Source organism: Intestinimonas sp. (genome assembly GCF_026169115.1).
Taxonomy (GTDB): domain Bacteria; phylum Bacillota; class Clostridia; order Oscillospirales; family Oscillospiraceae; genus Intestinimonas.
Genome location: NZ_JAPFEA010000018.1, coordinates 1 through 20537 on the forward strand (window position 1 = coordinate 1; position 20537 = coordinate 20537).

Annotated in this window: 16 protein-coding genes; 8 read left to right on the top strand and 8 right to left on the bottom strand. The window is 65.3% G+C overall.

Going from position 1 to position 20537, the window contains the following annotated elements:
• Window positions 1-107 precede the first annotated feature (107 nt).
• A complete protein-coding gene (locus tag Q0Y09_RS01500) occupies window positions 108-1037 on the bottom strand; it encodes a hypothetical protein (RefSeq protein ID WP_297716680.1) in 930 nt (309 codons plus the stop codon).
• Complete coding sequence (locus Q0Y09_RS01505) at window positions 1034-2860, bottom strand: VanW family protein (RefSeq protein ID WP_297716682.1); 1827 nt, start codon at window positions 2858-2860, stop codon at window positions 1034-1036. The genes Q0Y09_RS01500 and Q0Y09_RS01505 overlap by 4 nt, the downstream gene beginning before the upstream one ends.
• Window positions 2861-3130: 270 nt before the next feature.
• Here Q0Y09_RS01505 and Q0Y09_RS01510 point away from each other — a divergent pair, with 270 nt between their 5' ends.
• On the top strand, window positions 3131-4282 hold the full coding sequence (locus tag Q0Y09_RS01510) for a 5-bromo-4-chloroindolyl phosphate hydrolysis family protein (protein WP_297716684.1): 1152 nt from the start codon (window positions 3131-3133) through the stop codon (window positions 4280-4282).
• A 108-nt stretch (window positions 4283-4390) separates the two neighbouring features.
• Here Q0Y09_RS01510 and rpiB read toward each other — a convergent pair whose 3' ends face one another.
• The 6 genes from rpiB to pta all read right to left on the bottom strand — a co-directional run bounded on the left by rpiB (window position 4391) and on the right by pta (window position 12980).
• The gene (rpiB, locus tag Q0Y09_RS01515) at window positions 4391-4825 is read right to left on the bottom strand and encodes a ribose 5-phosphate isomerase B (RefSeq protein WP_297716686.1); all 435 of its coding nucleotides are present in this window, start codon (window positions 4823-4825) and stop codon (window positions 4391-4393) included.
• Window positions 4826-5185: 360 nt separating this feature from the next.
• Window positions 5186-5992 (bottom strand): histidinol-phosphatase HisJ family protein, encoded by an 807-nt coding sequence (locus Q0Y09_RS01520; RefSeq protein ID WP_297716688.1) that lies wholly within the window; start codon window positions 5990-5992, stop codon window positions 5186-5188.
• Window positions 5993-6017: 25 nt separating this feature from the next.
• Window positions 6018-8252, bottom strand: coding sequence for a glycosyltransferase family 39 protein (locus Q0Y09_RS01525; protein ID WP_297716690.1), 2235 nt, complete (start codon window positions 8250-8252; stop codon window positions 6018-6020).
• Between the two features lie 99 nt (window positions 8253-8351).
• Window positions 8352-11312, bottom strand: a complete 2961-nt coding sequence (locus Q0Y09_RS01530) for an Ig-like domain-containing protein (RefSeq protein WP_297716692.1) — start codon at window positions 11310-11312, stop codon at window positions 8352-8354.
• 88 nt (window positions 11313-11400) lie between these two features.
• Window positions 11401-11895: a hypothetical protein gene (locus Q0Y09_RS01535; RefSeq protein ID WP_297716694.1), complete on the bottom strand. Its 495-nt coding sequence runs from the start codon at window positions 11893-11895 to the stop codon at window positions 11401-11403.
• A gap of 110 nt (window positions 11896-12005) precedes the next feature.
• Window positions 12006-12980, bottom strand: coding sequence for a phosphate acetyltransferase (gene pta, locus Q0Y09_RS01540; RefSeq protein WP_297716696.1), 975 nt, complete (start codon window positions 12978-12980; stop codon window positions 12006-12008).
• Window positions 12981-13151: 171 nt separating this feature from the next.
• Between pta and Q0Y09_RS01545 the strand changes: the two genes are divergently transcribed.
• The 7 genes from Q0Y09_RS01545 to prmA all read left to right on the top strand — a co-directional run bounded on the left by Q0Y09_RS01545 (window position 13152) and on the right by prmA (window position 20510).
• Window positions 13152-13853 (top strand): helix-turn-helix transcriptional regulator, encoded by a 702-nt coding sequence (locus tag Q0Y09_RS01545; RefSeq protein WP_297716698.1) that lies wholly within the window; start codon window positions 13152-13154, stop codon window positions 13851-13853.
• Window positions 13854-14261: 408 nt separating this feature from the next.
• The gene (gene lepA / locus Q0Y09_RS01550; protein WP_297716700.1) at window positions 14262-16070 is read left to right on the top strand and encodes a translation elongation factor 4; all 1809 of its coding nucleotides are present in this window, start codon (window positions 14262-14264) and stop codon (window positions 16068-16070) included.
• A 526-nt stretch (window positions 16071-16596) separates the two neighbouring features.
• Window positions 16597-17358, top strand: coding sequence for a nucleoside phosphorylase (locus tag Q0Y09_RS01555; protein WP_297716702.1), 762 nt, complete (start codon window positions 16597-16599; stop codon window positions 17356-17358).
• An 18-nt stretch (window positions 17359-17376) separates the two neighbouring features.
• Complete coding sequence (locus Q0Y09_RS01560) at window positions 17377-17955, top strand: hypothetical protein (RefSeq protein ID WP_297716704.1); 579 nt, start codon at window positions 17377-17379, stop codon at window positions 17953-17955.
• A 149-nt stretch (window positions 17956-18104) separates the two neighbouring features.
• Window positions 18105-18632, top strand: coding sequence for a DUF1836 domain-containing protein (locus Q0Y09_RS01565; protein ID WP_297716706.1), 528 nt, complete (start codon window positions 18105-18107; stop codon window positions 18630-18632).
• A gap of 50 nt (window positions 18633-18682) precedes the next feature.
• Window positions 18683-19549 carry a DegV family protein gene (locus Q0Y09_RS01570; protein WP_297716708.1) on the top strand — a complete coding sequence of 289 codons (867 nt, stop codon included), beginning with the start codon at window positions 18683-18685 and terminating at the stop codon, window positions 19547-19549.
• Window positions 19550-19571: 22 nt separating this feature from the next.
• Entirely contained in the window at window positions 19572-20510 is a 939-nt protein-coding gene (prmA, locus tag Q0Y09_RS01575; protein ID WP_297716710.1) for a 50S ribosomal protein L11 methyltransferase, read from the top strand.
• Window positions 20511-20537 lie beyond the last annotated feature (27 nt).

Below are 20537 nucleotides of genomic sequence, written 5' to 3' on the forward strand. Positions count from 1 at the left end.
CCCCGCCCCGCCGGCGTCCCGCCCCCCCCCCCGCGGCGCTGGGTTTTCTCTACCCCCCCCCCCGGCGCCCCCCCGCCGCGGCCCCCCGGCTCGTGCACGCAGGTCTCTTAAAGGCTCGTCCGGAACTCCTCCGGCTCCGGCGGCGGGTCCAGAAAGAGGAAGTTGCTCATCTGGACATAGGGGACGACGAAGAGATTGGGCGCGCCGTAGAGGAAGGCGCCCAAAAGGTGCCAAAGCAGGAAGGAGAGGTTGAGCTTGCAGTACTCCCCCTGCCGCCCGCCCAGCAGGGCCAGGCCCCGGGAGAAAGCCTGTCCCACGGAGAGCTCCGGGGACCGGACCAGCACATAGGTGGCCGGCGTCAGCAGGAGGTAGAGACAATAGCTCACCACCATGCCCGCAATGCTCAGCGGCATGGCCAGCAGCAGGAGGGACATGTTCCCGCCCTCGTTGCCGGCCACAGCGCAGAAGATACCGGGCAGGGCGCACAGCAGAATGGTGACCAGCCGCCACAGGTTCAGGATGACCTGGACGGCCAGAGCCTTGACGGTGAGCCGCAGGTCGGCATACCAGCGGAAGATGGCCCGGAGGGGCAGAGGCCGCCCCTCCAGAAGGCTGCGGTACTGGCCCAGCACCCCGTACAGGAGGGGGGCGGTGACCAGCAGCACCACAGCCTGGATGACCACCAGGTCGATCACCTGCTTCCAGGCCACCGGCAGCACCAGCACCTGGCCCAGCTCATCCAGGCGAAGGGCGAAGATGACGCCCCCCAGGCTGCCCAGGTCGCCCAGCCCCATCAGGGCCAACAGGTTGGTCATGGCGGTGGCGTCGGCCCGCCAGACGCCGGTGGCCACCGGGAACTGCCACTGGGGCAGGAAGGTGTAAAAGAGGGTGCCGCCGCTGGCCATGGAAAAGAACTGGGCCGTCATGGACAGGATGAGGAGGAAGAAGGTGCAGATCAGGCAGGGCCGCAGGAAGCGGAAAAAGGTCCGCTTGGCCCGGAGCTTCAGCACCCTGCGCTGGAAGGGATGTTCTGTCATACCTGTTCCTCCTCTGCCGCGGGCGCCTCGGGGGCCAGCGGGATACCGTTGTCGGGGACTGCCTCACCAGGGGACGGCAGCACGGGCAGGATGGGACTCTCTGTCGGCTGGGGAGCGATCGGCAGCACCGGGGTGATGCTGGGGAGGGGAAGAATGGGGGCCGTTTCTATCGGGAGCGTCGGACTGGGCGGCGGCGTGATGATGGCGCCGTCGGCCTCGGTCAGCCCGTATTGGGCCCCGTCATAGGGGCTCACCAGAATGATCCGGTCCCGCTTTTTGTACGTATTCTTGCTCTCCAGGGTGGAGCTCACCAGCTCGCCCGCCCCATTATAGACGTTGCGGTAGGCCTCCACCACACGGCCCCGGTAGGGGGTCTGCTCCTCCTTGGTGGTCCCGGCGGGGAGGGCGGCGTCCACCTTGTAGACGGTGGTCCAGGGGGTGGAGGAGAGCTCCTTGTTGGTCATCTTCACGGTGAGGTCATCGGTCTTGGTGCCGTAGATCTGTACGGTGAGCCGGCTGTTCTTGTAGACAGCGGCGATCTTGATGGGGTACTCGGTGTCGTTCTCGAAACGGAAGTCGGAGGCCCCGTACCACACGGTTGCGTCCATGCCGTCGGGGACGTAGCCCACGGCGAACATGTGGTTGTGCCGCTCCGCGATCTTCAAATTGGCGTTGAGGGCGGCGTAATAGATGGTGGAGGAGGTCTGGCAGATGCCGCCGCCCACCTCGTCGGTGGACTTGCCCCCCACATAGGAGGGGGCGGGGAGATAGCCCTTGTCGGCGGTGCGGCTGCCGGTGGTGTCGTTGTAGGAGAAGACCTCCCCGGGCAGCAGGATGATGCCGTCGCATACCGAGGCGGAGAGCTTCACGTTGCTCTTCCGGTTGGCCGAGCCGGAGACGCCGGAGCTGGCCTCCCCCAGCACATCCCGGAAGAGGAGCTCCTTCAGGTCCTCGGTGGAGACGGCGGGCTCGGTGACGGACAGGGGCACCGACACCGAGCTGCCCCAGGCGGCCCCCTCCAGGGCGGCCTGGGCGGCCTCCGGCTGGAAGTCCAGGCCGGTGACGCTGGGGACGATCTCAAAGGTCTCCTTGTCCAGGGCGGCGCTCTGCACCTCGGCATAGACCTGGGCGTGGACGGTCCCCATGTCCACCGGCTGGGGATCGGTGGTAACGGCGGAGAGGACCAGGGGCTCCTGGACGTCGGCGTCGAAGGCGGAGAGGATCTCCCCCTTCACGTTGGTGAGGTCAAAGGCCCGGCCAGGGATGCCCATGTGGAAAATGAGCTCGTCATCCAGCACCTCCCAGGTGGTCTCCTGGACCCGGCCGCCCAGTCTGGATTCGATCTCCTCCAGCAGGGCGTCCACCTGGGCCTCCCCCTCCGGGGTGTAGCTGAGGGGGACTTCGATGTCGCTGCCCCCCAGGAGGGAGCGGAGCAGCCGCCAGCCCCGGACCAGGAAATTGCCCCGGCTCAGGCCCCAGACGGCATCGTTGACGGCGCCGGTGTCCGCCCGGACCACGGAGCCGCTGACCGTGAAGGTCTGCTCCACGCCGTCCACCCGCAGCTCCACGGTTTTTTGGGCATAGCCCCGGCTCAGCTCGGCCTCCAGGCGTTCCTCCACCTGCGCCTGGGTGAGGCCGCCCAGCTCCACACCGGCGGCAGTGATGCCCGGCAGGGTGGTGCCGCTGGCCCCCACCCAGGTACACAGGCCCAAATAGATGGCGGCCAGCGCCGCCACCAGCACAGCGGCGGCCAGAATGCCCCGCCGGCCCCTCTGGCCGCCTTCCGGCTTGGCCAGCCGCTTACCGGACTTTTTCTCTTCCATATCGGATTCCTCCAGGTCCTCACGCGGGCCCTCCGGGCCGCCGCGCGCTTGGTCATTTCAGCCGGAGAACCGGCCATACTTACAGCAAACCATGATCCATTATATGTTCCAGCAGAAAAAAAAGCAATTACAGAATGGTTACATCGCCCGCCGCCCCTTGGAACGCTTTACTTTTTCTCCCGTTCGTTGTATGATGATGAGTACTGGACCGGACCCGCCTGTCCAGGTATTTTCCGCGTCTTTCCAGACCGTGATTCGGAGGGGAGCAGCATGTCTGATCCGCGTTATCCCAACCATCCAAACCAAAGCCAAAACGACAGGGGGCTGCTCTCCTGGGTCCCCATCTTCATCTTCCTGTTCTGCTTTCCCCCGGTGGGGCTCCTCCTGCTGATCCTGCGGCTCACCGGAGTCTCTGGCCGCCGCCGCGCCCCGGTGAAGCGGCACCCCTACGACCTCCAGCGGGAGGCCGCCCAGGGCGGCGTCTATGCCGGTCAGGCCGCCGCGCAGCCCCGTCAGAGTGTTCCTCCCCGGTCCGGACCGGATCGGCTCCTGGGCGCGCGGGGGAGCGGGCGGGGGCTCATCCTCGGCGGCGCCGCCATCGCCGCCGTCTTCGGCCTGGGGGCCTTCAGCGCATTTCTGGACGCCCTCTCCTACGGCGGGTTCCAATACTACCTGGAGGACATCTTCTTCCCCCTGGCCTTCTGCGGCGGCGGCCTGTGCATGACCTGGTACGGCCTGCGGAAGAGCCGCCGGGCCAAGCGTTATCGGCAGTATCTCTCCCTCATTGGACGGCGGGACTCCATCTCGGTGTCCATCCTGGCCGAGGCCACCGGCCTTCCGCCCCGGAAGATCCGGGAGGACCTCCAGGACATGCTGGACGACGGCGTTTTCCCCATGGGTTATCTGGACCTGGGCAGTGACCGGCTCTTCCTCAGCGGCGACGGCATCCAGGACCGGCCCGCGGAGGAGCCCGCAGCCCCGCCGGAGCCCCCCGGAGAGGTGGAGCGGGCCGAACGGGTGCTCACCGAGATCCGCACCCTCAACGACGCCATCGACGACCCGGAGATGAGCCGGAAGATCGACCGCATTGGGGAGATCACCGGCAAGATCTTCTCCTATCTGCGGGAAAAGCCGGAAAAGGAGGATAAGCTCCGCAGCTTTTTGGGCTACTACCTGCCCACCACGCTGAAGATCCTGGGGTCCTATGCGCAGCTGGAAGCCCAGGGGGTGGAGGGCGCCAACATCACCGCCGCCAAGGAGCGCATCGAGGGCATGATGGACAAGGTGGTGGAGGGCTTCGAGCAGCAGCTGGACCGTCTCTTCCAGGACGACGCCATGGACATCACCAGCGACGTGGCGGTGCTGGAGCGGATGCTGGAAAAGGATGGTCTGGGCAGCTCCGGTATGACCCTGGGCGGCTGAGGAGCACCCCCTTCACACCTTTCCCCGTTGCTTACTTCACGCGGCACTACTTTTTCGACAGTCGACGGCCCTCCAGGCATGATGCCTGGAGGGCCGTCGTTTTGTTTTTCACTTCTCCATGTCGGTGATGAGGTCCACCCTGCGCTGGTGACGCCCCCCCTCGAACTCGGTGGTGAGGAAGGTCTCCACGATCCGCTCGGCCAGATTGGGCCCCACCACCCCGGCCCCCATGGCCAGCATGTTGGCGTCGTTGTGGCGGCGGGTCATCTCGGCCACATAGGGGTCGGTGCACAGGGCGCAGCGGACGCCCTTCACCTTGTTGGCGGCGATGGAGATGCCCACGCCGGTGGTGCAGATGACGATGCCCCGCTCACACTTGCCGGAGGCCACCGCCTCGGCAGCCGCCTTTGCGTAAACGGGATAGTCGCAGCTGGTGGTGTCGGCGCAGCCGTAGTCCACATAGTCCAGCCCGTGGGCATCCAGGTACTCCTTGATGTGCTGCTTCAGCGGAAATCCGCCGTGGTCGGAACCAAGTGCGATCATAACAATACCTCCTGTTATTTTTCAACGTCATTTTACGATCAACAGCGGATTTCCGCCGCCGCCCTGCGGCGTCCGGCGGTCACGCCGTCCAAGCGTTTTGCCCATGGGGCAAAACCTTGACATGGGGCGGATCTACTCCGCCCCGTGCAAGTTCAATCGGGGGTCCCCACAGAGCGCACCGGGCTCTGTGGGGCAAAGCCGCCGTGGTCGGAACCAAGTGCGATCATAAACAATACCTCCTGTTACTTTTCAGCGTAATCATACAATCGGCTTTTGTCATTCTGAGGCAAAGCCGAAGAATCCGTTGGCTCCCTCTTTGCGGGAGCTGTCAGCGAAGCTGACTGAGGGAGATGCGGCCCCTCACAGCCGGACGGGCCTGGGCTGCCGCTTTTCATAGCAGGTCACATACCGGAAGCCCGCCTGCGTCAGGAGCTCACAGGCCGCCGACGCCCCCTTGCCCACGTTCTCGGGCCGGTGCGCGTCGGAGCCCACGGTGATGAGCTCGCCCCCCACCTCCTTGTAGAGGGCCAGCACCGGCGTCCAGTCGGCCAGGGTGCGGCCATTGTAGGTGTTGAGCTCGATGGCGTGACCGGTCTGGGCCACGGTCCGGAGGATCTCCCGGAGCTGCTCCTGGTACCGGTCCAGGGAGACGGTCTGCCCGTCCCGGGCGCACATATACCGCAGGGGGTAGATGATGTGGCCCAGGGCGTCGTAGTCGGGCAGGGGGGCCAGCCGGAGCATCTGGGCAAAGTAGTCGTCCAGGCAGGCGTAGCACACCTCCGGGGCGGTATAGTTCACGAAGTAGAAGTCTCCGCCGCCCGCCGCCGGGGTCAGGTTGTGGAGGGAGCCGATGACAAAGTCCAGCTCCGGCTGTTCCAGGGTCTCCCGGGCCCGTTTGGGGTCCCGGTCGGCGCTGCCGAACTCCAGCCCCAGGCGGATGGTGAGCCGCCCCCGGTACCGCTCCGCCGTCTCCCGCCACTGCTCCAGAGCGGGGGGCCAGTCGTAGCCGTTGGGCTCGGGCTTGCCGTCCTGGTCCACCAGGTCGTAGTGGTCGGTGACGCACAACTCGGAAAGGCCGGCCCGAACCGCCGCCTCCGCCATCTGGTATAGGGGGACCTCCCCGTCGGGGGAGAGCCGGGTGTGGGTGTGATAGTCGATGAGATACATAGAAAAGACCTCCCAGGTCAGATGGTCAGAAGGGCCAGGATGGGAGCCACTTGAGCAGGCTGGAGGTATACCAGGTGGGCGTCATGAGGCCGATGAGCACGGGATAGAAGGCGAGATACAGCCCCACCGCCGTGGCGGTGAGCCCATAGACCCCGCTTTTCCAGCGGCTGCTGCGCTCCATCAGGCCGTCAAAGAGCAGGCTGATGGCCAGCACCAGGAAGAGGGTGGAGGGGAAATAGTGGTATTCAAAGGTGGTGCGGCCAATGAACATCCAGGGCAGGAGCTGGGAGAGGTAGCCCACCACGATGAAGAGGGCCGCGGGGGAACTGCGGGGGAAGGCCCAGCCGGCCAGAGCGCCGCCCCCCAGCCAGAGGGCCGCGCCCAGGACCAGCAGCAGGACGCCGCCCACCAGCATCGCCGTCCCAGCGTCGGGCCGGAAGGCGGACTCAGTCCCCAGGCAGGCCAGCACGGCCACGGCGGCCACAGAGAGGAAGAAGGCCGCCCGGGACCCCTTCCGCTGGAAGGACTGGGCCCCGCAGGCCAGGATGGCCAGCAGTCCGGTCCAGCAGACCACCGGGTTGTTGAAGCAGCCGAAGGCCGCCTTGAGCCCCTGGGCCTTTCCGGAGGTGCTGTCCAGGTAGTAGAGGATGGGACGGGCGTCCACGATCCACTGGTACCACCGGGAGGAGTAGGGGTGGGAGGCGGTGACCCCTTCGTGGTAGGTGAGCATGAAGTGCTGATTCTGGAGCATGATGTCCACCACGTTCTGGCTGTCCTTGACAAAGAGCTCCCGCACCCCGCCGAGGACCTGGGGCAGCTGGGTGAAGGGCCAGGCGAAGATCTCGGCCAGGATGCCCCACAGCCCGGCGTCGTTGCCCCGGGCGGCGGCGTAGGGCCAGTAGGAGAGGGTGTAGATGAGAACGGGGATGAGAACGAAGCACAGCACCGAGAAGGCCAGGGTCTTCCACAGCCAGGGCAGTTTCCCTGAGACCTCGGCGGGCCAGTCCCGGAGCTTGGAGAACAGGCCGATGAAGTAGAGGACGGCCAGGCCCACCGCCCCGTAGATGACGGTCCACTTGCTGGCCGCGCCGATGCCCCAGAAGAGGCCCGAGAGGAAGAGGGGCAGGGCGCAGCGGCGGAAGGGCGTCCCCGGGGCCAGGGTCAGCCACCGGTAGAGGAAGTAGTACATGAGGAGGATATAGAAGACCCCATAGGTGTCGATGGTGCCGATGCGGGTCTGGGTGAGGTGCATGAAGTCGGCGGCGAAGAGAAGGGTACCGCAGACGGCCACCGGACGCTTGCCGAAGAGGTTTTTGAGGAAGAGATAGAGGATGGGCAGCATGAGCACCCCGAAGAGGGTCCCCATGAACCGCCAGCCGAAGGGGGTCATGCCGAAAAGGAGGATGCCCAGGCTCATGGTGAGCTTGCCCAGGGGCGGGTGGGAGACCTCATAGGGGTAGACCCCCTCAATGTGCTCCAGGGCGGTGCGGGGGTGGTAGATCTCATCAAAATAGGCGGAGTTGTACCAGGTGGGCCGCTGGGGCACTGTATCCTGTTCATCAAAGAGGGCCGCTCCCCCGTCGGTCAGGGCGGCGGCGTCGATGCGTCCGCCTTGGTCATAGAGGGCCAGCTCCCCCAGCTCCAGCAGGCCCTTGTCGGCGTCGCCGGTGATGCGCAGGTACTTCACATTCTGGGGGTTGGTGGGCTCTGCCTCCTGCCACTTGAAGAGGTCGTTGTACTTCTGGGGCAGGGCGTAGCTGGGGGCATACCCCCGGGCGTCGGCCCAGTACCACACCTCCTTGCCGTCCTCCTCCTTCTGCCAGAGGGTGTACCAGGTCTCCCCGTCCCGGGAGATCTCCACATTGTAGTCCCCGGTGCCCAGACGGGTGAACCAACTCAGCTTGGTGAGGAAGATCTCCTGAGAGAGGGTCACGGTGACGGTCTGGTCCGCCCCGAAGTCCAGGGGGGACTGGGGAGCGGTCATGGCCCCCAGCCGGAAAAAGGCGGTGGCGGCGTAGAGGGCGGTGATGAGGAGCATGGGCAGCAGGTCCCGCCGCTCCAGGGGGTGGTGGGGCAGGGCGAAGGAAAAGGGACGCCGCTCCTGGAGGGCCACCCACTCCAGGCTCCCCTTCCGGGGCCGGGCGGCGGCGCAGCAGCGGGCAAAGAAGAAAAACACGCCCGTGAGTACCGCCAGGGCGAGGAGCATCCCCGGCAGGCAGGGCAGGATATACCGATCCAGTATGGTTTGCATCTGGGTCATGAGGGCACCTCCGGCGCAGGAAAATAGGGGGCGGGCACGTGTGCCCGTCCCCTATTGTATTTCTTTTCCCGTTGGATGTCAAAAAATTCTTGTGTCCCCTCACTCTGGCATGACGCGAAACAGGAAGCCGCTCTCGCCGTCGGGGACCAGACCGATGTCGGCCTCCTGGAATCCAACGCCGGCCAGGGCGCTGTCGCCCGGCTCATAGTTCTGGCAGAGCATGAGGGTAAGATAGGGGAGCTTCCCCTCCTGGGCGCTCTGGCGGACAGAGGTCCCGTCCACCTGGACCGTGCCGTGGAAGGGCTGCCCGATCACATAGGGGAGCTCGGCCACATTGCGGCCAGGCGCCCAGGCCACCACATAGTTGAGGCCGGGCACATCGTAATTCAGACAGCCGCTGATCTCCACGGTGTCCCCTTCCGCCCGGATCTCCAGGTAATAGCCGGAGCCGTACTCCTCCCGGTAGAAATCGGTGTCATAGGGCTCCGAGGAGACGGGGCCGCTGGAACCGGTATTCCCGGCATCGGGCCGGGTCCCGGCATCGGGCCGGGTCCCGGTATCTCCGCCGGTATTCCCGGCGTCAGGCTGGGTCCCGGTCTCCTGGCCGGAACCGGGCTGTCCCTCCGGGGCGGCTGCCTCTGTCACCGTGATGGTACAGCTGGCGGTATGGCGGCGGCCGCTGCTGTCAGAGGCCGAGACGGTGATGGTATCGGTGCCCGCCTTCTGGGCGGTGTAGACGGCGTGGAGGTTGTCCCTGGCCTGCAGGGAGCCGGCATAGCTCCACACGACGGTGGTGTTGAGCCCGGCGGGGACCGTCTCCACGGTCAGGTCCAGGGTCTCCCCCACCTTCAGGGTGGCGGAGGAAGGGGTGAGCGTCAGCCCGGTGAGGGTGGGCTTTGGGGTGACGGTGACGGCGCAGGCATCGGTGTAGGTCCTGCCCCGGTAGGTCATGGAGGCGGTGATGGTGGCGGTGCCGGCGCTGCGGCCGGTCACGGTACCCTCGCCGTCCACATAGGCCACGGCAGAGTTGCTGGAGCGGTAGGTGATCTGGGGCCGGTCCCCGGAGAGCCCGGAGCACCTGGCGGTCAGCTGTTCCCCCTTCCCGCCCGCCGTCAGCTCCAGGGCGGAGGGGGTCAGGTCAAAGGAGACCTGGGCGCTGCCGGTGGCGGCGTTGGCGTCCACATCAATGCAAAAAAGCATCAGCTTGTTGGTCGTGGAGCCGTAGCTTCTGGAGAGAAGTCCCCGGTCCGGGCCGACCCAGTAGAGGGCCCTGTCCTTCACCGCCACGTTCCCCGCCGGGAACAGGCCGCCAGGCAGCGTCCGGGTCTTGCCGGTCTGATTGCCCTGGCCGTCAAAGACGGCATAACAGAGCTCCCGCAGCGCGTTATTTGGACCGGCGACCTGCCAGAGGACCACAAAGGTGTTGTCGTTGACGGCCACCAGGCGGACGTTCTCCACCCACTGTTTGCCGTCGGAGAAGTCGGTGAGCCACTGGATGCGGGCCTTGCCGTTGGGGAAGCCGTCCTTGGGCGTCACAGCCAGCAGGGCGTTCATCCGCTCGGCCTTCCAGGAGGCGGGGCCGTCCTGGGGGGCGGAGGCGCCGGCCAGGAGGTAACAGCCGTCGGAGGCGGCCAAACCGCCCAGGGCTGCGTGAGTGGTGTTGTCGCCGATGGCGCCGTAGATGGGCAGCACTTCCTGCTGGGCCCCGTTGGACTGGCTGATGGTAAGGGCCCTGGGGTAGGCGTCGCCCAGGTCGGCGTAGACGGGAGCGCCGTCGGCAAAGATGACGTCCTGGGCGAAGGAGTGGCTCACATGGTTGTCGGGGAAGGGGTCGCTGGTCTCCAGAACGGTCATGTCGGAGGTGCGGATGCGGGCGGTGAAGTTGGACTGGTGGTTGAGCCCGTCTTCACTGATGTAGCGCAGCCGGGCGGTGTGGAGGACCAGGACGCCGTCCTCCTCCGCCAGGGCGGTGTGGTCCGTGAAGTCAAAGGGCTCAATGGTATAACTCTCCCCGCCGGTGATGGAGGCAGCGCCCACCCGGTTCCAGTTCCGGTCGTACTTGACGATACGGTAGACCTCCTTGCTGTCGCTCTCCTCCCGGTTTTCCTGGCCGTAGGCGGCGTAGTAGCCGTCCTCTCCGACACAGAAGCCGCCGAGGAGGGGCAACTCCGCGGGCAGGGTGCGGACCCCCTGAGAAGTCCAGCCGGAGGACCCGGACGCCGCAAAGGTCTCCACCTGTAACTCGCGGCCCGATTCCCAGACCACGGCGCAGCCGTTGTCGGAGAGGGAGAGCCAGAACGTGTCGTCGGGGCTGGCTCTGTGGGGGACCTGACTCAAAAGCACGCTGCCCCCCTCCTTGACGACCTGGCCGATGCGGACGTTGTCGGCGGCATCCATGGCCCGGCTGACCATGACGCCGGCCTCGTTCCAGGTGATGGTGCCGGCGGGGTTGAAGCTGCCCCGCTCGTCCCCCTTCATGATGCCCAGCGCCGAAGCCTGGTCCACATAGGCGGCGGCCCAGGAGCTGATGGCGGCGGCGTCGGCGAAGGTCTTGGGGGCGCCCTGGGCCATAAGCGCGCCGCCCACCACGTTCTCCTCCAGAAAATCGACGGCGGAGCACATCATCTTGGCCGCCTGCTCCCGGGTGAGGAGGACGTCGGGGTCGGCCCGGCGATAGCCGTTGAACATGGCCCCCTCGGTGATGCCGTAGGCGGCGGCGTAATACATGTCATAGGGTCCTTCTGGGGAATGCTCGGTCACGTAGTATTTGATGTCCCAGAAGTAGGACGCCTCCTTGGGCGGGAAGGCGTTGAACTGGTCCGTGGTCATCTCCTCCTGGACCAGATTCACCAGGAGCTGACAAAACTCACCCCGGGTGATGGGCTGGGTGGTGGAGATGTTCTCGGGATAGATCCCGGAGAGAAGGCCCTTCTCCCACAGGCTGTCCATGTGCTCCGCCGCCCAGGCCGGCGGCGTGTCGGCAAAGACTCCGGCGGACGCGACGCCGGTCAGAAGAGCCGCCCCAACGCAGCAGGCGGCCAGGAACCGTTTCCATTTCATTGCAGACATACTCCTCTCTGTTTCGCGTACAAAAGCGCGTTTCTGACCTCAGTATAATCCTTCCAGGAGGAGAAGTCCAGGGCCCATCCTATCCCTCCGGGCCCTCCGCTGCCGGCTGCGCGTCCTCTGCCAGCGCGGACAGCGCCGCCAGCAGGCCCTCCGCCGTCTCCGCCCGGAGGTGATACTTCCTCCCGTCCGCCCCGTAGACCGCCCCCGCCGGGTCAATGGTGACGCTCCCCTGCTCGATCAGGTCCTCCCCGTCCACGGTGGAGAGCATGACCCGGTAGAGCACCGACTGGACGGGGATATTCTGATACCGCCCCGCGGGCACGACTTCGGCGGCGGCCATCTGTTCCAGCAGGGCTTCCCCCTGCCCCCCGTCCGTGAGCTCCGCCTGGCGGACCGTCCCCTCCGACGTGGTCACCAGGAGGGTCGCCCGATGGATGGCCGCCGGCTCCGGGCAGCACAGGGAGAGAAGGCTTCGGGGTCTGAACCAGGCGAAGGCGGCCCACAGGACGGCGAGCAGGGCGATCCCCAAGACGATCCAGATACTCCATCGGAAGCCAGTCTTTTGTTTTTTCACTGCGGTTCCCTCCTTCTTCGTATGAGACGCCCTCCGGGCGTGCGCGCAGGGAGAAAAAATGCCCCGTGCCGCCCGGAAGACAGGCGGCGCGGGGCAAAAAGGAGCCCTATTTACTTCAGGCCGGCGGTGATGATGGCCATGTTGTAGACCTCCTCGGCGTCGCAGCCACGGGAGAGGTCGTTGATGGGGGCGTTGAGGCCCTGGAGGATGGGGCCGTAAGCGGCAAAGCCGCCCAGGCGCTGGGCGATCTTGTAGCCGATGTTGCCGGCCTGGATCTCGGGGAAGATGAAGACGTTGGCCTGACCGGCCACGGGGGAGCCCTTGCACTTGGTCTGGGCCACCACGGGGGAGAAGGCGGCGTCGAACTGGAGCTCACCGTCGATGGCCAGCTCGGGAGCGGCGGCCTGGGCCAGCTTCAGGGCCTCCACCACCTTGTCCACCTTTTCGCCCTTGCCGGAGCCCTTGGTGGAGTAGCTCAGCATGGCCACCTTGGGGTCGATGCCGAAGATCTCGGCGGTGTGGGCGCACTCGATGGCGCACTCGGCCATCTCCTCGGCGGTGGGCTCGATGTTGATGGCGCAGTCGCCCATGACGTACTTCTCCTCGCTGCCGTCGGCCCGCTCACGGACCAGGACGAAGCAGGAGGACACGCTCTTGCTGCCGGGCTTGGTCTTGACCAGCTGCAGGGCGGGGCGGACGGTGTCAGCGGTGGAGTAGGTGGCGCCGCCCAGCAGGCAGTCGGCCACGCCCAGCTTCACCAGCATGGTGCCGAAGTAATTGCCCTTCAGCAGGGCGGTCCGGCACTCCTCGGGGCTCATCTTGCCCTTGCGCAGCTCCACCATCTTGTCCACCAGCTCATCCATCCGGCGGTAGTTGGCGGGGTCCACAATGCGGATGTCGGTGATGTCAAAGCCGCCCTTGGCCGCGGCGGCCTGGACCTCCTCCACGTTGCCCACCAGCAGGGGCTCCAGGATGCCCTCCTTCTTCAGGCGGGAAGCGGCCTCCAGGATACGGGGGTCGGGGCCCTCGGTGAAGACCAGGGTGGTGGGGTTCTTTTTCAGCTTTTCAATGAGATTTTCAAACATGTTTCATGCGCCTCCATGTGATTTGTTCGCTTTTCTTCGGTAATTTTTATTATACCTCAACTTCACCTCCATCACAATGCCCAAATTATCCAGATTCCGAAACTTTGTTCTTTACTTTTTGTATTCTGAACACTATACTATACATACTGTTTTTTGCGAGGTGTAACGCATATGAGTTCGGATTTTTCCCGCTCCCTGACCCTGCTGCGGAAGGAAAAGGGCATCTCCCAGCGTTCGGTGGCCAAGGAGCTGGGGATCTCCCAGGCCCTGCTGAGCCACTACGAAAACGGCATCCGGGAGCCCGGCCTGGCCTTCGTGGTGAAAGCCTGCGACTACTACGGCGTCTCCGCCGACTTCCTGCTGGGCCGGACCCTCAGCCGGGACGGCACCACCATCGTGGACGCCGAGAGTCTCTTTGATTACAGCGCCGAAAAGGACAACGTCCTCCGGGGGAGCATCATGGCCACCCTGTCCAAAAAGCTGCTGGTCAACTCCATCGGGGTCCTTTTCGACCTGTTGGGCAAGTCCGGGAGCAAGGAGGCCATCAAAGCCTGCTCCGACTACCTGGGCACCGCCGTCTACAAGATGTTCCGCCACCTCTACCGGGCCGACGGCGGCAACAACGAGGACTTTTTCACCATTCCCGCCCGGCGCTTCACCGCCGGCCTTGCCAACGCCGATATGGCCTGCGCCGAGGTGGAGTACGTGGACGCCCTGGCCACCCAGGCCAAGGAGGCGGGCAGTCTCCCCCCCATCAACCACGACATGCTCACCCAGACCTACCCCGGCGCCTATCAGTCCCTCCTCCAGATCATTCACAACACCGGGGAGCGCATCAGCCGCCGGGTGGCCGCCTACGAGGCCGGCAAGTGAGCACAAATCTTCGTCCCGGCAAGCGCCGCATCCTTCGCCGCGCCGCTCGTCCTTTCCAAATCGAACCCGCTTCGCTGGGCTTCGATTTGATTTATCTCCCCTACGGAGGTTTTATCTATGACCGACCGCGTCCTCGCGGGCTGCGTACCCTTCGCCCCGCCCCTAAGGGGCAGGGCTCACTCACTCCGCCGCTCGTCCTTTCCAAATCGAACCCGCTTCGCTGGGCTTCGATTTGGTTCATCCCCCTACGGAGGTTTTATCTATGACCGACCGCGTCCTCGCGGGCTGCGTACCCCTCGCCCCGCCCCTAAGGGGCAGGGCTCACTCACTCCGCCGCTCGTCCTTTCCAAATCGAACCCGCTCCGCTGGGCTTCGATTTGGTTCATCCCCCCTACGGAGGTTTTATCTATGACTGACCAATCCAAGATCCGCAACTTTTCTATTATCGCCCACATCGATCACGGCAAGTCCACGCTGTCCGACCGGCTCATTGAGCTGTGCGGCGCGGTGTCCCAGCGGGAGATGGAGTCCCAGCTGCTGGACAACATGGACCTGGAGCGGGAGCGGGGCATCACCATCAAGGCCCGTGCGGTGCGCCTGAGCTATCAGGCCGAGGACGGCGAGACCTACCAGCTCAACCTCATCGACACCCCCGGCCATGTGGACTTCAACTATGAGGTCAGCCGCTCCCTGGCCGCCTGCGAGGGCGCCATCCTGGTGGTGGACGCCGCCCAGGGCATCGAGGCCCAGACCCTGGCCAACACCTATCTGGCGGTGGAGCACGACCTGGAGATCCTCCCCGTCATCAACAAGATCGACCTGCCCGCCGCCGACCCCCAGCGGGTCAAGGACGAGATCGAGAACGTCATCGGCATCCCCGCCCAGGAGGCCCCCGAGATCTCGGCCAAGGTGGGGCTCAATATCCCCGCCGTGCTGGAGGACATCGTCAAAAACGTCCCCGCCCCCAAGGGCGACCCCGCCGCCCCCCTCCAGGCCCTGATCTTTGACAGCCAGTACGACCCCTACCGGGGCGTCATCGTCTACTTCCGGGTCATGGAGGGTACCCTCAAAACCGGCATGAACGTGAAGATGATGGCCTCCGGCGCCGTCTACCAGGTGCTGGAGTGCGGCCACCTCCTCCCCATCGGCATGGAGCCCTGCACCGAGCTCATCGCCGGCGAGGTGGGCTACTTCACCGCCTCCATCAAGGACGTGAAGGACACCCGGGTGGGCGATACCGTCACCAGTACCGAACGTCCGGCGTCCGAGCCTCTCCCCGGCTACCGCCCCGCCCGGGCCATGGTCTACTGCGGCATCTACACCGAGGACGGCTCCAAATACCCCGACCTCCGGGACGCCCTGGAAAAGCTCCAGCTCAACGACGCCTCTCTCTCCTTCGAGCCGGAGTCCTCCGCCGCCCTGGGCTTTGGCTTCCGCTGCGGCTTTCTGGGTATGCTCCACATGGAGATCATTCAGGAGCGGCTGGAGCGGGAGTTCGACCTGGACCTCATCACCACCCTCCCCTCCGTCATCTACGAGATCACCAAGACCGACGGCACGGTAGTCCAGGTGGACAACCCCCACAACTACCCCGACCCCGCCGTCATCACCGAGGCCCGGGAGCCCTACGCCAAGGTGACCATCCTCACCCCCCCGGACTATGTGGGCAACATCATGCCCATGTGCCAGGAGCGGCGGGCAGAGTTCAAGGATATGCAGTATCTGGACACCAATCTGGTGGAGCTCCACTACTCCATGCCCCTCAACGAGATCATCTACGACTTTTTCGACACCCTCAAGGCCCGGACCAAGGGATACGCCTCCCTGGACTACGAGCTGGACCGGTATGAGGTGAGCGATCTGGTGAAGGTGGACCTCCTCCTCAACGGCGACCAGGTGGACGCTCTCTCCTTCATCGCCCACCGGGAGAAAGCCTATGGCCGGGCGAGAAGACTGTGCGAAAAGCTCAAGGACAACATCCCCCGTCAGCTCTTTGAGGTCCCCGTCCAGGCCGCCATCGGCGGCAAGATCATCGCCCGTGAGACCGTCCGGGCCATGCGCAAGGACGTGCTGGCCAAGTGCTACGGCGGCGACATCACCCGGAAGAAAAAGCTGCTGGAAAAGCAGAAAGAGGGCAAAAAGAAGATGCGGAGCTTGGGAAGCGTACAGCTCCCCACCGAAGCATTTATGGCGGTCCTCAAGCTGGACGAGGAATAAGACAAACAGCTTCTTTTGCCCTCTGGGGCCCCGCACGGCGGGGCGCGACACCCCCGGCGCGCCATATAAAACCTTCCCCCTCCCAGGGGGAAGGTGGCTGGCCGAAGGCCAGACGGATGAGGGTGGGGCGGTGAAATGGATTTTTCTTTTCGCTCTATCCAACGCCCCCTCATCCGCCCCTGCGGGGCACCTTCCCCCCTAAGGGGGGAAGGTCTGTGGCCGCCATACATGCTCACAACAGCGCGGTCCGTAGGGGCGCACCTGTATGTGCGCCCGCAGACCGGCACGGTACCACGCAGGCCGGCCCCTGCGGCATATCCCTTGCGTCATGCTGAGCACCGGCGAAGCATCCGTTTCTCCCGCCCTTTTGCGTGATAGAAAGACTCCCTCCGTCAGCTTCGCTGACAGCTCCCTCAAGGAGGGAGCCAACGGATTCTTCGGCTTCGCCTCAGAATGACGGCGGAAGACGAAACGTGGCCCGTAGGGGCGGATCTCATCCGCCCGTGAATGAAAAAGGAGGTCCCCCATGAGTATTCTGGACGCCTACGATCCCGCCCGGACGGCGGTGTTGGAGCCCAGCCATGCCGCCAGCCCGGTGGAGGGCTTTCCCGAGACGGTGGTGGTCACCTTCCAGCCCTCCCTGACTCAGGCCGCCGCCGGCTGGCCGGGGAGCCGGGTGCTGGGCCATCTGCCCGTCTTCTTCCAGATCCCCATTTACGCCATCCACTACGAGGACAAGACCTTCGGCCTCTACCAGACTCTGCTGGGGAGCGCCGCCTCCGCCGCCATGATGGAGGAGGTCATCGCCCGGGGCGCCCGCCGCTTTGTCCTCTTTGGCTCCTGCGGCTCCCTGGCCGGCGACCTGCCCGCCGGCCACCTCATCGTTCCCACGGCGGCCCGCCGGGACGAGGGCGTGAGCTACCACTATCTTCCCCCGGAGGACGACTACCTCCCCCTGGACACCGCCCCCCGCACCGCCCAGGTCCTCTCCGCGCTGGGGACCCCCTTCGTGGAGGGCCGCACCTGGACCACCGACGCCCTCTACCGGGAGACCCGGCGGAACGTGGCCCGTCGTCAGGCCGAGGGCTGCCTGTGCGTGGACATGGAGTGCGCCGCCTGCGCGGCGGTGTGCAAATTCCGGGGCGTGGAGTTCTACCAGTTCCTCTATACCGAGGACAGTCTGGCCGGCGACCTCTGGGACCCCGGCCTGCTGGGGAAGCTGCCCCAGGACGCCAAGGACGCCTATTTCCGGCTGGCCCTAGAGCTGGCCCGCCGGGTCACTCCCTGAGAAAGGACGGACAGACCTATGGACCTTGACCACTTTGCCGGTCTGCTCTCCGCCCAGCTCCGCCGTCCGGCGGAGCCGGTGGAGAAGCAGCTTGCCGCCCTCAAGCGGCTGAGCTTCCTCGTTTCCTCCGAGCTGGAGGCCCACTTTCTGGCCCACCCCGAGTCCTATGAGGACCCCGCCTACCTCTCCCTGCTGTGCCGTCTGGCCCAGGACGCCCCCGGCCAGGCCCTGGTGACAACGCCGGAGTCCCCGGACCCCGACGCCATGTACCGCCATCTGCTGGAAGACCTCTCCGCCCTCACCGGCGGCAGCCCGGCCCTCGCTGGTGGAGAGCTCTCCCCTGCCGTCGATGGGGTCCGCCCCCTCGCCTTCACCCTGGACGGCACGCCCTGCCGGTATGACGCCCAGGACCTGGGGGCCTGGCTGGACATGGGCCTGCTCACCCACCTCAACGGCCTGCTGGCCCAACGTGGGGAGAAAAAGCGTTTCCTCATCGTGGACGACATCCGCCTGCCGGGGCAGCTGGTCTTTTTCCGCTCCCCCCAGTGGGCCGGTTTCTTCACCGCCGCCACCGGACTGACCGCCGCCGAAGCCTGAACGCCCGCCGCCCGGCCCCTTTCTTCCAGGGGGCCGGGCGGTTTTCGCCCCCTTCCTCCCCTTTACGCGGAGACGGGTTCGTGATATAATTTATATCGATATGCTGAAACATCATATTCAAAATGACGAAAGGCAAGGAGTGAAGCCCCGTGGAGGAACTGGAAGAACTCAGGGGTCGGCTGGAGGAGGACCGCCCCATGGTCTGGGACAGCTTCCCCGACATCGGTCTCTACATGGACCAGGTCATCTCCTACGTCTCCCGCCAGCTCATCACCTATGAGGGCGGCGAGGCTCTGACCCCGGCCATGGTGAACAATTATATCAAGGACGGCCTTCTCCCCCGGGCAGAGGGCAAAAAATACAGCAAGATCCACCTGGGTTATCTCACCGCCATCTGCGCCCTCAAGCAGGTCCTCTCCGTCCGGGACACCCGCACCCTGCTGGGGAGCGGCAGCGCCGGACGGGACCCGGAAAAGCTGTACGCCGCCTTCTATCAGGAGCTCTCCCTGGCCCTGGACTGCACCGCCGAGGTGCTGGACCCCGGTCTCACCCAGGAGGAGCTGCCCCGTCTGGCCCTCCGTCTGGCTCTGCGCAGCTACGCCGACAAGCTGGCCTGTCAGCGCATCCTCTCCCTCATCGCCCCCCCGGAGGAAAAGCCGGAGCGCCGGAAAAAATGATATATTCTTGGATTCTCACCCGCACTTTATACAGGAGGTAATGGATAACTATGAGCGACTATGTGATCGTCACCGATTCTTCCGCCGATCTGCCCGCCGGCCTGGTCCGGGAGCTGGGCGTGGAGGTGCTGCCCCTCTCCTTCGCCGTCCAGGGCAAAAACTACCGCAACTACCCCGACGACCGGGAGATGGACCCCAAGGTCTTTTACAAAATGCTCCGGGACGGGGAGATGGCCACCACCTCCGCCGTCAACGTAGCCGAGTACACCGCCATGCTGGAGCCCTTCCTCCAGGCCGGGAAGGACGTGCTGGCGCTGACCTTCTCCTCCGGCCTCTCCACCACCTTCCAGTCCTCGGTCATCGCCGCAAACGAGCTCGCCGAGCAGTATCCTGACCGGAAGATCTTCTCGGTGGACACCCTGTGCGCCTCCATGGGGCAGGGGCTGCTGGTGTGGCTTGCCGTCCAGGAGCAGCGGAAGGGCAAGTCCATAGAGGAAGTCCGGGACTGGGTGGAGGAAAACAAGCTCTACCTCTGCCACTGGTTCACCGTGGACGATCTCCACTTCCTCAAGCGGGGTGGACGCATCTCCGCCGCCACCGCCGTGGTGGGCACCATGCTCTCCATCAAACCCGTCCTCCATGTGGACGACGAGGGCCACCTCATCAACATGGGCAAGGCCCGGGGACGCGGGGCCTCCCTCACCGCCCTGGTGGACCATATGGAGGAGACGGTCACCGACGTGGACACCGTCTTTATCAGCCACGGCGACTGTCTGGCCGACGCCGAGAAGGTGGCCGCCGACGTGAAAAAGCGCTTCGGCACCGAGCACATCGTCATCAACAACATCGGCCCCGTTATCGGCGCCCACTCCGGTCCCGGCACGGTGGCCCTCTTCTTCCTGGGCGCCAAGCGGTAATTTTTCCAAAGGAGCTGCATCTATGGATATGACATGGCTGGAGGTCACGGTGGAGACCACCGGGGACCAACTGGACGACCTGTGCGCCAAGCTGACCATGAACGGCGCCACCGGTCTGGCCATTGAAGACGAAACCGATTTCAAAACCTTTCTGGAACAAAACAAGCAGTACTGGGACTACGTGGACGACGAGCTGCTGGAGAAGATGAAGGGGGCCGCCCGGGTGAAGTTCTACGTCACCGACGACCCCGACGGCAAGGCCCAGCTGGAGCGGTGGATGGCGGGCATCGACCTGCCTTACGCCACCGCCCCCCTCCGGGAAAATGACTGGGCCACCAGCTGGCAGAAGTATTATAAGCCCCTCTGCGTGGGGGAGCGGCTCTATGTGGTGCCTGAGTGGGAGAAGGGGGAGCCCGCGCCCGACGGGCGAACGGCCCTCTACCTCAACCCCGGACTCACCTTCGGTACCGGCAACCACGCCTCCACCCGGCTGTGCCTAGAGTGGACCGAGCAGTCGGTGAAGGAGGGCTCCAGGGTGCTGGACCTGGGCTGCGGCTCGGGTATCCTGTCCATCGCCGCTCTGCTGCTGGGGGCCGACTCCGCCATCGGCGTGGACATCGACCCCAAGGCGGTGGACGTGGCCTATGAAAATGCCGGCCTCAACGGCATTGGCCGGGACCGGTACACTGTGCTGGCCGGGGACGTCCTCTCTGACGCCTCCTTGAAGGCCCGCCTGGCGGAGCAGAAGTACGACGTGGTGCTGGCCAACATCGTGGCCGACGTCATCATCCCCCTCTCCGCCCATGTGGAGGAGCTTCTCTCCCCCGGCGGCGTCTTCCTGTGCTCCGGCATCATCGACACCCGCTGCGAGGAGGTCCGCGCCGCCCTGGAGAAGAACGGCCTCACCGTCTTTGGCCGGAAGGACCGGGACGGCTGGGTGGCCTACGCCGCCCGTTTCTGAGCCCAAATCTGTGAAAGGAGGTCCTGG